This window comes from Sphingomonas sp. GW821-FHT04B01, from assembly GCF_059420425.1.
The window spans coordinates 1-729 of record NZ_JBWKTR010000039.1 but is presented as its reverse complement, the minus strand read 5'-3'; the positions used below and the strand labels follow the sequence as shown (position 1 = coordinate 729).

The 729-nt window shown below is 65.2% G+C and carries 1 protein-coding gene; it reads right to left on the bottom strand.

All coding sequences use genetic code 11. The features are described 5' to 3' along the window. Positions 1-60: 60 nt before the first annotated feature. Positions 61-729, bottom strand: a 669-nt coding sequence (locus AC07UH_RS21505; protein ID WP_495182215.1) for a GMC oxidoreductase, incomplete at its 5' end; no start/stop codon positions are given.

Below are 729 nucleotides of genomic sequence, written 5' to 3'. Positions count from 1 at the left end.
GAATCCGCGCCACTGATAAGCGCGATACGGTTCTTGATACCCAAATCCATGATGAACTCCTCAATGCCTGGATGCGAGAAAACGGTCGGCGGTACGCAGCGACAACGCCATGATGGTCAGCGCGGGATTGGCCGCCAGCGCGCTGGGAAAGACGGAATTGTCGCAGATCAGCAGATTTGGCACATCGAAGCTGCGACCGTCGGGGTCGACCACAGCGGCGTCGCCATCCGTCCCCATGCGACACGTGCCGATCGTATGGGCGGAGCGGTCGACCGCGACGATGTCCCTCGCACCGGCCGCCTCCCAGATCCGAGTGAGCGTGCGCCGGGCATGACGGTCGATCGCTTGCTCGTTGGCGTGATAGCTGAAGTCGATCCGCGCCTTGCGGTGGCCGTAGGCGTCGACCTCGTCGGCGAGCATCAGACGGTTGTCGGCATGGGGCAGGCATTCGCCGTTGATCCCGATCCCCGCCATCCGATTGTACCCGCGAAGAAGGGCCTGGAGCCGCTCGCCCCACATGCCGGCCCCACGCGCAAGGCCGGTGGCGAGGTTGACGGGCAGCACGCCGAGGCTCTGGATGAGATAGCCGCCCGCGCAGCCCGCATCGCCGGGCCGCATCATGTCCTCGCTGATCAGCGATGAAGGATAGCCGCGGTTCATCCGCATGTCGGCGTCGAACCGGCCCCAGATCTGTGTCGCGACATGCGCCATGAAGTTGCGGCCGACCTG